12 protein-coding genes and 1 tRNA gene are annotated in these 12676 nt (G+C 73.9%); 5 read left to right on the top strand and 8 right to left on the bottom strand.

What is annotated here, in order from left to right:
• Window positions 1-15: 15 nt before the first annotated feature.
• Window positions 16-723, top strand: coding sequence for a DUF899 family protein (locus ACFYNO_RS11290; RefSeq protein WP_388008990.1), 708 nt, complete (start codon window positions 16-18; stop codon window positions 721-723).
• A gap of 2 nt (window positions 724-725) precedes the next feature.
• On the opposite strand, the gene ACFYNO_RS11285 is transcribed toward ACFYNO_RS11290, so the two are convergent.
• From ACFYNO_RS11285 to ACFYNO_RS11275, 3 genes are all read right to left on the bottom strand, one after another.
• The gene (locus tag ACFYNO_RS11285) at window positions 726-1451 is read right to left on the bottom strand and encodes a polyprenol monophosphomannose synthase (RefSeq protein ID WP_388008987.1); all 726 of its coding nucleotides are present in this window, start codon (window positions 1449-1451) and stop codon (window positions 726-728) included.
• A 102-nt stretch (window positions 1452-1553) separates the two neighbouring features.
• Window positions 1554-1742, bottom strand: coding sequence for a hypothetical protein (locus tag ACFYNO_RS11280; RefSeq protein WP_388008984.1), 189 nt, complete (start codon window positions 1740-1742; stop codon window positions 1554-1556).
• 86 nt (window positions 1743-1828) lie between these two features.
• Window positions 1829-1903 (bottom strand) — tRNA-Val (locus ACFYNO_RS11275).
• Window positions 1904-2123: 220 nt separating this feature from the next.
• Here ACFYNO_RS11275 and ACFYNO_RS11270 point away from each other — a divergent pair.
• On the top strand, window positions 2124-3431 hold the full coding sequence (locus tag ACFYNO_RS11270) for a hypothetical protein (RefSeq protein WP_388009160.1): 1308 nt from the start codon (window positions 2124-2126) through the stop codon (window positions 3429-3431).
• Between the two features lie 39 nt (window positions 3432-3470).
• On the top strand, window positions 3471-3695 hold the full coding sequence (locus ACFYNO_RS11265; RefSeq protein WP_388008981.1) for a zinc ribbon domain-containing protein: 225 nt from the start codon (window positions 3471-3473) through the stop codon (window positions 3693-3695).
• A gap of 34 nt (window positions 3696-3729) precedes the next feature.
• Here the strand turns inward: ACFYNO_RS11265 and ACFYNO_RS11260 are convergent, their stop codons facing one another.
• Genes ACFYNO_RS11260 through ACFYNO_RS11250 form a run of 3 tightly spaced genes read right to left on the bottom strand, consistent with a single transcriptional unit; the run spans window position 3730 to window position 7947 of the window.
• Window positions 3730-4524: an HAD family hydrolase gene (locus ACFYNO_RS11260; RefSeq protein ID WP_388009158.1), complete on the bottom strand. Its 795-nt coding sequence runs from the start codon at window positions 4522-4524 to the stop codon at window positions 3730-3732.
• A gap of 14 nt (window positions 4525-4538) precedes the next feature.
• On the bottom strand, window positions 4539-6860 hold the full coding sequence (locus tag ACFYNO_RS11255; RefSeq protein WP_388008978.1) for a phosphoribosyltransferase: 2322 nt from the start codon (window positions 6858-6860) through the stop codon (window positions 4539-4541).
• Complete coding sequence (locus tag ACFYNO_RS11250; protein WP_388008975.1) at window positions 6853-7947, bottom strand: HpcH/HpaI aldolase/citrate lyase family protein; 1095 nt, start codon at window positions 7945-7947, stop codon at window positions 6853-6855. The genes ACFYNO_RS11255 and ACFYNO_RS11250 overlap by 8 nt, the downstream gene beginning before the upstream one ends.
• Window positions 7948-8311: 364 nt before the next feature.
• On the opposite strand from ACFYNO_RS11250, the gene ACFYNO_RS11245 reads away from it, so the two are divergent.
• Window positions 8312-9343 carry a TerD family protein gene (locus tag ACFYNO_RS11245; protein ID WP_388008972.1) on the top strand — a complete coding sequence of 344 codons (1032 nt, stop codon included), beginning with the start codon at window positions 8312-8314 and terminating at the stop codon, window positions 9341-9343.
• Window positions 9344-9367: 24 nt separating this feature from the next.
• On the opposite strand, the gene ACFYNO_RS11240 is transcribed toward ACFYNO_RS11245, so the two are convergent.
• Window positions 9368-10054, bottom strand: coding sequence for a Tellurium resistance (locus tag ACFYNO_RS11240; RefSeq protein ID WP_388009156.1), 687 nt, complete (start codon window positions 10052-10054; stop codon window positions 9368-9370).
• Between the two features lie 352 nt (window positions 10055-10406).
• Here ACFYNO_RS11240 and ACFYNO_RS11235 point away from each other — a divergent pair, with 352 nt between their 5' ends.
• Window positions 10407-11459, top strand: a complete 1053-nt coding sequence (locus tag ACFYNO_RS11235; protein ID WP_388008969.1) for a DUF2637 domain-containing protein — start codon at window positions 10407-10409, stop codon at window positions 11457-11459.
• 81 nt (window positions 11460-11540) lie between these two features.
• Here ACFYNO_RS11235 and ACFYNO_RS11230 read toward each other — a convergent pair whose 3' ends face one another.
• A complete protein-coding gene (locus tag ACFYNO_RS11230) occupies window positions 11541-12656 on the bottom strand; it encodes a DUF475 domain-containing protein (RefSeq protein ID WP_388008966.1) in 1116 nt (371 codons plus the stop codon).
• Window positions 12657-12676: the final 20 nt, after the last annotated feature.

Raw genomic sequence — 12676 nt, 5'->3', positions numbered from 1 at the left:
TCCGACGCTGGCCGCATGGCCATCACCCCGTCCCCCTTCCACCCGCATGAGACCCGGCTGCCCGGCGTGACCCCCGAGTACCGCGCCGCGCGCGACCGACTCCAGGCCGCCGAGATCGAGTTGATGCGCCAACGGGAGGCGGTGGCGGAGCGCCGCCGGGCCCTGCCGCCGGGCCCGGCCGTGACCGACTACACCTTCCTGGCCGGCCCGCCCCACCTCGACCAGGGCGACCTGCCGGTCCAGCCGGTCCAGCTCTCCGCACTGTTCAGCGGTCCGGGCCGGCCACTGATCGTCTACCACTTCATGTACGGCAAGGCGCAGACCAGCCCCTGCCCGATGTGCACCCTGTGGATCGACGGCTTCAACGGCGTCGCCCACCACGTGCAGCGCAACGCCGACTTCGCGATCGTCTCCGCCGCCGACCCGGAACAGCTGCGCGAACACGCCCGCCGCCGCGGCTGGCACCGCCTGCGGCTGCTCAGCTGCGGCGCCAACTCCTTCATGTACGACCTGGGCAGCGAGGACGAGGCCGGCCACCAGGACTCCACCGTCTCGGTCTTCACCCAGGACCCCGACGGCACGGTCCGCCACCGCTACTCCGCCCGCCCCCGCCTCGACGCCGACCTCACGGAGCGCGGCATCGACCTGCTCTCACCGGTCTGGCACCTGCTCGACCTCACCCCGGCGGGCCGCGGCGAGTGGTACCCGTCCCTCGACTACTGAGCTCAGCGCTTGCGGAGCTTCCACAGCAGCCGCCAGGGCATCCAGGCCGACTCCAGCTGCGTGCTCAGCGACATCTTCGACTCGCCTGCCTCGCGCTGCCCGAACCGGATCGGCACCTCGGCGATCCTCACCCCGTTGCGCGCCGCCAGGTACTTCAACTCCACCTGGAACGAGTACCCGTTGGACTCCACCCCGGCGAAGCCGACCGCCCCGATCGCCTCCTTGGTCCACAGGTTGAACCCGGCGGTGATGTCCGCGGCCGGCACCCGCAGGATCGTCCGGACGTAGAAGTTCGCCCACTTCGACAGCAGCCGCCGGTGTACGCCCCAGGCCTCGTCGAGCGACCCGCCCCGGGTGTACCGCGACCCGATCACCAGGCCGTTGCCCTCCAGCGCCCGCTCGATCATCACCGGCAGCGCACTCGACGGGTGCGAGAAGTCGGCATCCATCTGCACGATCCGGTCCGCCCCGTCGGCGAACGCCCGCTCGATCCCGGCCTTGTACGCCCGCCCGAGCCCTTCCTTCTTCGTCCGGTGCAGGACGGAGACCACCCCGGGATGCGTCCCGGCGAGCTTGTCCGCCACCTCCCCGGTCCCGTCCGGACTCCCGTCGTCGACGACGAGCACCCCGAGCCCGGTGACACCGAGCCCGAGGATCTCCTCGACGATCCGCGGCAGGTTCTCGACCTCGTTGTAGGTCGGGATGACGACAACTGTCTTACCGGTCAAGGCGCGCTCCGATCCCCTGGGTCAGCGGTCGTCAGACCATACACCGGGATTTCGACGGGGCATCACGGACCGTGACAGCAACGGTGCTTCCCAGCGCGACCGCTAACGCTTCAGCGCCCGGTACCGCTTGAGGAGCGCGGTGATCCTCCCGCTGTCGGCTCCGCCGTTCAGTTCGGCGAGGAGATCGTCCGGACACAGCTCATAGAGGTCCCCCCACCAGCGACGCACCTTGTTGTCCCGGATCCGGTAACCGCCGGGCACGCCCCTGGCCACATACCGCCGCTTGCTCATCCCCGAAAGGTAGCGAGAACAACTGCGGCCCAGCGCGGAATTCATCTCCGGGGCTGGGCCACAATCATCGGACTGCCTGCTCGCTGTGGTGGGCGCGGACGGTTTCGAACCGCCGACATCTGCTTTGTAAGAGCAGCGCTCTACCGCTGAGCTACGCGCCCCCGCCGCACGGGTGCCCAGGGTGGGGGCCGTGCGATGAAAGGCAAGAGTACCTGGTCCCGCGCTCGGCGTCGTGCAGGGAGTGGGGGGCGAGGCTGGGGTTGGGGCGGGTGATCGGCGAGAATGAGGGATCCGGGAGTCGGCGGCGTAGCAGGGAGTGCTTGGGTGAGCGCGGGGAGCGGGCGCGGGTACAGATCGCGGCTGGTGGGCGAGCTGGTGGTGATGCCGCTGGCGGTGGCCGGCGTGCTCGCCGTGGCGGCGGCCGGGTCGTTCAGCGGTGGCGGTGGCGGTGCCGGGCGCGGGTCGTGGTGGCGGCGCGGTGGGGAGGCGGGGAAGGCGGAGGCGCTGGCCGCGCGGGAGGCCGCGCAGCAGGCGTTCTACGACCTGGACTCGGCGCAGCGCGAGGCCGAGCTGGCCGTGGAGACGGTGCGGGCGGCGGAGGACGCGAATTCCGTGCGGCAGGCGCTGGCCGACTTCGCGGACCTGACCGGGCGGATCAACCAGGTGAACCTGGCCTACTTCGCCGCACTGGACTCGGTGGACCTGGACGCCGACGAGCTGCCCCCCGGCGCCGCGGCCGCCGCCCGGCAGCGGCTGGAGCAGGCGCACCGGGAGCTCACCGCCAAGCAGAGCGAACTGGCCGCCTACCTCTCCCGGCTGCAGCCGCTGCTGAACCACGCGGAGTCCCAGCTGATCCGGGTCACCCCCGCCGTCGAGCAGGCCAAGCGCGCGCTGCTGGAGGCCACCGGCGCACTGGACTCGGTGCGGGCCGCCGGGCTGAGCGCGGACGACCTCGCCGCCCGGCTGGCCGCGCTCGCGCCCGAACTGACCAAGCTCAACGAGGGCGTCAGCCGACACGGCGTCAACGAGACGCTGCGGCGCGCCGAGGAGCTGAAGCGGCGGGCGGGCGACCTCGCCGCCGAGGCCGCCCGGCTGCCCGAGCGGGCCGGCGAGATCGACCGCCGGCTGGCCAGCCTGCGCACCCGGGTGCAGGCGCTGGAGACCAGGGCCGCCGGCATCGAGCCGATGCTGAGCGAGCTGCGGCGCCGGTTCGCCTCCGAGTGCTGGCAGGACCTGCAGCGGGTGCCGCAGCAGCTCGCCGAGGCGGTGCGGACGGCGGGCGGACGCCTGGAGGAGGCCGCCCGCGCGCGCGACGAGCAGCGCTGGGCGGACGCCACCACGGCCGTCACCACCGTGCGCACCCTGCTGGAGACGGCCGACGGCTCCGCGCAGACCGTCGCCGACCGGCTGCGGCGGCTGAACGAGGTCGAGCGGGACCCGTCGGCGGAGCTGGAGCGGGCCCGCTTCGCGCTCCGCGACGCCCAGCGCCTGGCGATGGCCGGCCGCGCGACGCCGGACCCACGCCACGCCCGCCCGCTGGACGAGGCGGTGCTGCGGCTGGACCGCGCCCACGCCGCGCTGGAGCGGGCGGGGCGGCACCCGGACTACTGGCACTACCTGACGGAGCTGGACGCGGCCCGGCGGACGGCGGCCGACGTGGTGGAGATGATCCGCTCGGCGGCGCGGTAAGCGGGATAGGCGACGCAGGTGCGCGGGTACGCTGCGGTCATGCCACGTTATGACTTCCGTTGCCGCACCTGCGGGGCCACCTTCGAACTGCGCCGCGCGATGGCCCAGGCCAACGACCCGGCGGTCTGCCCGCAGGGGCACTCCGACACCACCAAGCTGCTCTCCACCATCGCCATCACCTCCGCCGGCTCGGCCGCCGCCGCGCCGCAGCCCGCCGCCGGTGGCGGCGGTGGCGGGTGCTGCGGCGGGGGTTGCTGCAGCTGAGCGGCGCCGGGGTAGCGGCAGCTCGTGGAGCCCGCTACCCCATCCGCGCCAGCATCGCCCCCAGGATCGCCTCCGCCGCCACCGGCCCCCGGTCCGCCAGCGCCGTCACGTGCGGCACGCCGTACGCGACGTGGTCCACGTCCGCCGCCAGTTCGCCGTGCCCCGGGTACCACGCCGCGTCGGCCGCCGCCAGCAGGTCCGCGTCCAGCAGCGAGTCGCCCGCCGCCATGACCGGGTGGTCGCCGGGCAGGCGCCCGCGCAATCCGGCGACCCCCGCGCTCTTCGTCAGTGCTGTCGGGACGGCGTACACCTTGCGGCCCTGCAGCGAGACCCGCCAGCCGCGCTCCGCGCACCAGCCGCCCAGCTCGGCCAGCCAGCCCGCCGGCAGCGCGGCCCGCTCCACCACCAGGTAGGCGAAGAGCCCCTCCGCCGTGCGCCGCTTCAGCAGCCAGGACGGGTCCGCCGTGGCCGCCAGCCGGGCCGTCACCTCGGCGAGGGGTATGCCGGCGGCGGCGAGCCGGGCGTCCACGGTCGCCTCCCAGTCACGGTCCGACTCGCCGTCCACCAGCAGCCGGCCGCCGTTGGCGCAGATCGCGTACCGCGAGCGGCCGGGGAGCCGGACCCGGAGGTACTGCTCGACGGTGCGGGTGGTCACCGGCACCAGCAGTGCCCGGCGGCCCACCTCGCTCAGCAGCTCGGCGGCCCGCTCGGTGACGCTGGACATCGGCTCGCCGCCGGGCCCGTGCTCCACCACCCGCAGCGGGACGTCGGCATCGCCGACGGCCCGTGCCGAGTAGATCAGCGTCTGGTCGAGGTCGCTGGCCACCATCCAGCTCACGCCGCTCACTCCCCCACCACCCGCACCAGCCCCACGCAGGAGTACGGCAGGCCGCCCACCGCCTCCACCGGAACCTCCCGTTCCTTCGCCAGCAGCCGCACGTGGTCCAGCTCGGGCCCCGCCCCCGGGTGGACCAGGATCCGCCAGGGCACCCGCCGCAGCAGCACCCGGGTGGTCTCGCCCACCCCCGGCTTGACCAGGTTGACGCTGGGCAGCCCGTACTCCTCCCGGATCCGCTCCACCGCCGCCCACCCGGCCCAGTCGGGCTCGCGGTCGGCCTCCTCCACGGTGCGGAGCTCCTGGCGCACGGCCGGGAAGAACCGCGCCACCGCGTCCACGAAGGAGCCCGACACGTCGTGCGCCGCCAGCTCCGGGTACGACTTCGCCCCGTGGTAGTCGTGCGGCCCGATCAGCCCCGGCCGCAGCACGGTGCGCGAAACGAGCCCGGACACCGTGGAGTTGAGGCAGGCCGACGGGATCAGGAAGTCCTCCCGGGTGCCGAAGGTGCGCACGCAGCGGCCCGGGTCGGCGAGCACGGCCAGCGCCGGGTCGAACGGGGTGCCGGCCAGCGCCGCGGTGAGTTCGCGGGTGATCGCGCCCTTGCCGGTCCAGCCGTCGACGAAGGCGACCTGCCCCGGGTCGTGGTGGTGGGCCAGGTAGCGCAGCGCCGTCCGGTCGATGCCGCGGCCGCGCACGATCGAGACGGTGTAGTGCGGGGTGTCCAGGCCGTGCCGTGCGGCCAGCCAGCGGCGGATCAGCAGGCCGACCGGGGTGCCGGCCCGGGCCAGCGAGGCGAGCACCAGCCCCGGCCCGCGCTCGCGCAGCAGGGTCTCGGCGACCACGCCCACCGCCACGGCCAGCCGGGGCGCGGTGGCGGCCAGCGCCTGCTGGTAGAGCTCCTGGTAGGCGGGGCTCGGCTGGTACTCCACGGGCAGCGACTCGGCGTAGTGCGCCCGGCCGGACTGCACGGCGGCCTCCCGCTCGGCGGTCGGCGCCTCCAGCGCCACCCCGGTGAGGTCGGTGAGCAGCCAGCGCACCTCCCCGGCGGCGTAGGAGGAGAACGCCGGGCCGCCGAGCGGCCGGGGCAGCGCGCCGACGGCGGGCAGCACGGCCAGCACCACCCGGTCGGCGACCTCGCGCAGCCGGGCGAGCGCGCCGTCGGGGCCGTGCAGCGCGGGGCCGTCCTGCACCGCGTCCACCACCAGCACCACCGCGTCGTACCGCAGTTCGGCCCGCCGCCCGGGCGCGACGTTGTAGGCGTACCGCACCCCGTCGCCCTCCGGCGCCGCGAAGGCCAGCGCGGTCCGGATCGCGTACCCGTCCTCGTCCACGGCGAGCACCGGCGAGCGGGTGGTGCTGGAGAACCGCACCTCGCTCTCCGGCAGCGCCTCGGCCAGCGCGCCCGCCAGCCGCAGCGGGGCGTACATCAGCTCCTCGCTCCCCAGCACCAGCACCCGCTCCCGCCGCTGCGGGCCCACCGCCGCCGCGAGTTCGGCGCCCAGGCCGGGCAGCGCCGAGTCCAGCAGCCGCACCTGCGCCGGCCGGCAGCCGTGCCGGGCGCCCTCGGGAACGCCCACCGGCCAGTCCGGGTCGATCCGGACCAGCTCGCCGAGCGGCCCGCCGGCCACCCCGCCGGACGCCAGCGGCCGCAGTCCCGCCGCCCGCTCCAGCACGTCCTCCGGCAGCCGCACCTCGCCCTGCGCCAGCGCCACCACCCGCACCGAGGCGCCGAGTTCGGCGGCGAACCCGGCCAGCCGCCGCCGGTCCTCGGGGCCGCGCAGGTCGACCAGCGCGGCGATCACGTACCGCTCGCGCGGCCAACGCCGGTGCAGTGCCGCGATGGTGTTCAACGCCGTCCGCCCGGTGGACAGTTCGTCGTCCACCAGGACCAGCGCACCGCCGGCACCCAGCAGCTCCGGGTCCTGCGGCAGCAGCAGGTGCGAGGTGGCGTGCGAGTGCTCCTCCTCGAAGCCCGCCACCGGCTCGATCCCGGCCACCGGCCGCCGGGTCGAGTGCAGCGAGACCGCGCCCAACTCGTCGGCCACGCACTGCCCGAGGCCGGTGGCCGTCTCCGCGAAGCCGAGCACCACCGCCGGGCAGTCCGCGCCGAGCTCGGCCCGCACCAGCGCACCGAGCCGCCGCCCGGCGCCGTACACGACCGACGGCCGCTGCGGCAGGTGCTTGCCCAGCACCCGGGAGACCAGCAGCTGCGCCCGCCGCCTGTTGCCGGCCCGCACCGCCAGGCCCAGCAGCTCCGGCAGTTCCGGGGAGCCGGCCAGCTCCACCCCGAGCCGCCGCCGCACCCAGCTCCCGTCCCACTCAGCCACCGCACACCGCCGACAGCAGCTCGCCGAACCCCACCTCGGCCCGCGCCACGCCGAAGGCCTCGGCCCGCCGGAGCGTCCGCTCGGCCCAGACCCGGTGCGGCCCGGCCTCGTTCATCTTGTTGGTGTAGCTGGACCCGAGCACGCCGCCCGCCTCCCTGCGCAGGATGTCCCGCGCGTCGCTGTACTCCTCGTGGCTGACCACGGACCAGGCGTGCACCACCGGCAGTTGGCTCGGGTGCACGCAGGTCTTGCCCAACAGGCCGTTGGCCCGGTCCAGTTCGAGCTCGCGCAGCAGCCCCTCCAGCTCCGGGCCGCGGCGGTGCAGCGGGAAGTACTCCCAGACCGGGCCGGTCACGGTGAAGCCGGTGCCGTCGGCCCGGCCGAACACGTTGACCACGTCGCCGATCACCGCGGCGACCAGCGCCAGGTCGTAGGCGGTGAGCTGGGGGGAGCGGCGCAGCCCGTAGGCCGCGCAGAGGTCGGTGACGCCCAGCCGGACCGCCAGCACCCGCTCCCGGTGCTTGGCCAGCAGCTCGGCCACCGCGAGCAGCTCGGTACGGCGGTGCTCCAGGTGGGCGAGCTCCGGGGACTCCAGCACCGGCATGCCGAACAGCCGCCGCCCGCACTGCTCCTCGGCCGCGGCCAGCCGCTCCAGGTACTCGGCGCCGACGGCCTCGGTGAACTTGGGCAGCACATAGCCGCTGAGCAGCGCGGCGGCGGGACCGAGCCGCCGGGTCAGCGCCTCGATCTGCCCGGGGGCGCGGACTCGGACGAAGAGCAGCGGCAGCCGGTCGGCCGGTCCGCCGTCCAGCGCCAGCTCGGTGAGCTGGGCCACCAGGTTGGCCTCGGCGGCGGGCACCTCGGAGTCGGCGATCGCGTCCTCGAGGCAGATCACCAGCGAGACGGCACCGCGTTCGGCCTGCCGCCGGACGTCCGCGGCCAGGGTGGCCCGGGTCGCGGGGCAGTAGAGCGTGCCGCCGAGCGCGGTGCCCAGGGCGCCGGGATCGCCGTCGCGCTCCACCGGCACCGGCTCGCGGTGGAACAGCCGGCGGCGCAGGTCCGCGTCGAGCTGGCCGAAATGGCGCAAAACACTCTCCCCCGGTCGGTGGACATGAGCGCGGAATCAATGGCCGGCGGCCGGGCCCGGCAATTCCGACGGAATTCCGGAGCCGTACCGGACTCCGGGGAACCGGGCGCCCCGCCACCGCCCGCGCCATCCGTCCTCGCAGCCCAGCCCGCCTCCGGCCGCCCATCGTACGGCTCGCCGAGGGAGGTTCGGGCGCCCGCGCACCCGGAATTCGCTGAACTTTCCCCGCCCCCGCTCCGGCGGCCCGAACGGCCGCGACAATCAATCAGTTGCGGAATCGGGCAAGTTTTCAGCCATGGCACGGTCCGGACACACCCCCGCACCCGCGTTGTCCGGCGCCCGCCGCAGCAGGCAGGATTGCGGTATGACGCACGTGATGGCGAAGGGCGCCAACATCTCGCTGACCGCCGCGGCGGTCCGCGCCGTGCTGCGCTGGAACGCGGCGGCGGGCGCACCGGACGTGGACGCCTCCGCCCTGCTGCTCGGCCCGGGCGGCAAGGTGCGCTCGGACGCCGACTTCGTCTTCTACAACCAGCCCCGGCACCCCTCCGGTGTGGTCCGCCACCTGCCCAAGCAGCGGGTGCACGGCACCGAGGAGATCGCCGACACCATCGAGGTGGACCTGGCCAAGCTGCCCGTCGAGATCGACCGGGTGGTGCTGGCCGGCTCCGCCGAGCCCGGCACCTTCCGCGGCGTCGGCAGCCTGCGGGTGCTGCTCTACGACGCGGGCGCGGCGGGCGGCGCCGAACCGCTGGCCGAGTTCCCGGTCCGCGAGGTCGAGCCGGTCTCCGCGCTGGTCTGCGCGGAGCTGTACCGGCGGGACGGCGGCTGGAAGTTCCGTGCGGTGGGCCAGGGCTACGCCTCCGGTCTGGGCGGCCTGGCCACCGACTTCGGCATCACGGTGGACGAGGACGAGGAGGAGGCCGCCGAGCCGCGGCCCGCACCCGTCCAGCAGCCCGCGCCCGCCCCGGGCGCCGAGGGGCCCGCCACCCCGGTCCCCCCGCAGCCGAGCAGGCCGCCGACCGTCGCCCCCGCCGCCCCGCCGGTGCCGACCGCCCCGGCCACGCCCCCGACCCCCGCCCCGGCGGTCGCCGCGGCCACCCCGCCGCCGCCGGCCAACCCGCCGGCGACCGGTTACGGCTATCCGAACTCCCAGCCGCTGCCCGGATACGGCTACCCCAACCCCCAGCAGCCCCCACCGCACCAGCCGACCCAGCCCCAGGCGGCCTACGGCTACCCTCAGTCCATGCAGCCGCACCCACAGCCCCAGCCCCAGGCCACCTACGGCTACCCGGCCGCGCCCCAGCCCCAGCCCCAGCCCCCGATGCCGCCGGCTCCGCCGCTGGACCCGAACTTCGCGATGCCCCCGCAGGGCCCGCAGTTCCAGCCCCGCTAGGGGCCGCCTCCCCGGCAGCGGGGGCTACTCCTCCTTGTAGCCCCGCTGCCACTGCATCCCGAAGCCGTACAGCCGGTCCAGGTCCGACTGGAACCCGTGCACGTACCGCACCTCCCGACGGGCCATCAGCACCCCGCCCTGGTTCTCGATCAGCAGCACCGCGCAGGACCGCGCGGCCGGCTCCCGCCGGTCCAGCATGACCTCCAGCCGCGGGCCGGTGGGCGGCACGATCTGTATCACCGCATGGGTGCTGGCGAAGGCGGGCGTGCCGTCGTAGATGTAGACGAAGATCAGCAGCCGCTTGAAGTGGTCCTTCTTCTCCAGGTTGATGAACATCGTCTCGCCGGACGGCGCACCGTACTGGTCGTCCCCGCTGAGCTTGATGTACGGCGCGTGGTTGAGGTCGCCGAAGAACTTCCCGAGCGGCTGCACCACGCCCCGGGTGCCGTCGGTCAGCTCGTACATGCAGGCGAGGTCGAGGTCCACGTTCTGCGGGGCGCCCTGCAGCCCCGAGTCCCCGCCGTCGGCGCCCTGGCGCAGCAGTTGCCGGGGCTGCAGCAGCTTGCGGCGCAGCTGGCCCTGCGAGCCCTGGTCCACCCGGGCCGTCCAGTGCAGGTTCACGTAGAGGTTGCCGGTCATCGCGGCCTCGGAGGTGATCGCGTGCGCCGGACTGGACTTGGTCAGGGTGATCTTGCCGCCCTGGCTCATCATCACCTCGGGCAGGTGCCGCTCCCCGCGCAGGAACTCCCAGACCGCGTTGCCCACTGCCGCCCCCAGCCCCTTCGACCCGTCGTCACCTGCCGTGACGCCCGTCTGACGATCCATTGTGCACCGTGACCCCTACCCCGTGGGCGGCTTGAGCCATCGTCGGATCGGACGGTTCGTCACCGTACCGTCCGAGCAACGGCGGACCCCCCGGGCGGCGGATGGCAGCGCCAACCGCACTCCCGTACCATGGCCGCCCTTCGGACGCGATATCGTCATCGCGCACAGGTGTCCCCCGTCACCCGCGGGTACCCCTCCCACCTCCCGCCCGACCGCGGAAAGCAGAGGCTCACGCCGCATGTCACTCTCGTCCATACAGGTTGTCTGGGCCGTCGTCGGCGGCGCAGCCCTGCTCTTCACCGCCATCCTGGTGGCCACCCTGCGCGTCAAGGCGGCCAAGTCCGCCGACACCGGTGACTCCTGGGAGCGCAGCGAGGAGCGCCGCCGCCGCAAGGAGATGGTCTACGGCATCTCCTCCTACGTGCTGCTCTTCGTCTGCGCCGGGGTGGCGGCCGCGCTCTCCTTCCACGGCCTGGTCGGCTTCGGCACCCAGAACCTGGGCCTGAGCAACGGCTGGGAGTACCTGGTCCCGTTCGGCCTGGACGGCGCGGCGATGTTCTGCTCCGTGCTCGCCGTCCGCGAGGCCAGCCACGGTGACGCCGCGCTCGGCTCCCGGATGCTGGTCTGGCTCTTCGCCATCGCCTCGGCCTGGTTCAACTGGGTGCACGCCCCGCGCGGCGGCGACCACAACGGCGCCCCGCAGTTCTTCGCCGGCATGTCGATCTCGGCGGCCGTGCTCTTCGACCGCGCGCTCAAGCAGACCCGCCGCGCGGCGCTGCGCGAGCAGGGTCTGATCCCGCGCCCGCTGCCGCAGATCCGGATCGTCCGCTGGCTGCGCGCCCCCCGGGAGACCTACGCGGCCTGGTCGCTGATGCTGCTGGAGAACGTCCGCAGCCTGGACGAGGCGGTGGAGGAGGTCCGCGAGGAGCGCGCCTCCAGGCTGGCCGCCCGTACCGCCGCCCGCAGCGCCGACCGCCGCGAGCGGGCCGAGCTGAAGGCGATCGCCCGGCACGGCGGCCTGACCCGCAGCCGGGGCGGCCGCCAGGTCCCCGCGCTCACGCGGGCCGGCGCCGACGGCCAGCCCGCTACGGAGCCTGCGCTAGCTGAGTCGGAGGACCCGATGGCCAAGGTCGGCCCCTCCGCCCTGGAGCCGGCCGCGCTCGGGGCGACCGCCCGCCGCGGCGCGATCGACCTGACGCAGGACGACGACACCCTCTCGATGCCGAAGCTGGACTCCCCCTTCGACTCGCTGGAGCGCAAGCTCCGCGCGATGGAGAAGAAGCTCGGCTGACCGGGCGGCACGGCAGAACGGCGGAGCCCCCGCACCCGGTCCGGGTGCGGGGGCTCCGCCGTTCTGCCGTACGCGCCCTGCTCAGTTCCGGCCGCCGCTGCCCACCGAGGAGGGCGAGTCCGCCGCCAGCTCGTCCAGCGCGGCCCGGCGCCGGTTGCGCAGCATCGAGGAGCCGAGCGAGGCACCGATGAAGGCGACCCCGATCAGGCCGGTGACGATCTCCGGGATCTTGTACTCGATGGAGACCAGCAGGATGCCCGCCAGCGCGCCGATCGCGTAGTGCGCGCCGTGCTCCAGGTAGACGTAGTCGTCCAGGGTGCCCTTGCGAACCAGGAAGACGGTCAGCGAGCGGATGTACATCGCGCCGATGCCCAGGCCCAGGGTGATCTGGAAGATGTCGTTGGAGATCGCGAAGGCGCCGACCACGCCGTCGAAGGAGAACGAGGCGTCCAGGACCTCCAGGTAGAGGAAGAGGAAGAACGCCGCCTTGCCGGCCACCTGGATCAGCGGCTTGCCCTCGCGCTCGGCCTCCTCCTCGGCCTCCTCCTCCGCCTCCATCGAGTTCTCGAACAGCCCGGAGAGCCCGTTGACGGCCAGATAGGTGACCAGGCCGAGCACACCGGCCAGCAGCACCGTCTCGGCCCGGTCCCCGGCGAAGAAGTGCGCGGCCAGCACCAGCGAGACCAGCGCGATCACGCTGGACAGCGCCTCGAGCTTGCCCAGCTTCTCCAGCGGCCGCTCGATCCAGCGCAGCCAGTGGTAGTCCTTCTCCTCCAGGATGAAGTCCAGGAAGATCATCAGCAGGAAGATCCCGCCGAAGGCGGCGATCGCCGGGTTGGCCGCCTCCAGGTGCTGACCGTAGGTCAGCCCGTTGTAGGTGTGGGTGGAGTTGAGCGCCAGGTCGATCACGGTGCCCGGCCCGATGTGCGCGGTCAGCATGACCACCAGCAGCGGGAAGAGCAGCCGCATGCCGAAGACCGCGATCAGCACGCCGACCGTGAGGAAGATCTTCTGCCAGAACGGGTTCATCCGCTTCAGGACCGTGGCGTTGACCACCGCGTTGTCGAAGGACAGGGAGATCTCCAGGATCGCCAGGATCAGCACCACGCCGAACCCGGTCGGTCCCCAGATCAGCCCGGCCGCCACCAACCCGGCGATCGTGGTCACGAAGGACCATCCGAATGTGCGGAGGAACACGCTATGACTACCTTTCGGCC

Source organism: Kitasatospora sp. NPDC006697, from assembly GCF_042869935.1.
In the GTDB taxonomy this organism is placed as follows: Bacteria; Actinomycetota; Actinomycetes; order Streptomycetales; family Streptomycetaceae; genus Kitasatospora.
This window is presented reverse-complemented; position numbering and strand designations above follow the sequence as displayed.